Here is a 518-nt window from a genome sequence, read left to right on the forward strand (position 1 = left end):
GACCGAGAGCGGGTCCGTCCAGTGCAGCGCACCGGCCCGCTCGACCAGCAGGTGAGGCTCCGCGGCGGCCAGGGCCTTGCCGTCGAGAACCGCGAAATTCACGTCGTGGTCGCGCTTGCCGATCTCCGCGGCGGCGGCCGCCGCTTCCAGCCCAGCCGGGTCGCGGAACAAGCGCATGAAGCCGATGGGGCGCAGCAGCGCCATCGCCTCGGTGCCCTGGGCGAGTGCCAGGTGTTCATCGAGGCAGGTGCGGATCAGCGCGGACCAGGCCAGGACCACCTGCTCGTAGCGCGCAGGCTCGGAATGCCACCAGTAGCGCAGCAGCGGCGAGGCGTAGCTGGGCAACGCGAGCGGGTGGTAGGAGACGTCGACCGCATTGTTGCGCGCGATGCGCAGCAGCTCGGAGAAGGAGCGCGGGAAGGCGTGGGGATAGACGGCCTCGCGCTGGATCAGCCCGCCATTGCCGAAGGAGGCGCCCTCGCCGGGGCCCTGCCGGTCCACCAGCACCACGTCGCAGC

At 71.4% G+C, this 518-nt stretch carries 1 protein-coding gene; it reads right to left on the minus strand.

All coding sequences use genetic code 11. The annotated features are described in order from the left end of the window. The coding region (locus tag AC1DWF_RS38650; protein ID WP_476843683.1) for an FAD-dependent oxidoreductase at positions 1-518 on the minus strand (518 nt) is incomplete at both ends.

The organism is Aminobacter sp. P4_D5 (assembly GCF_056401815.1).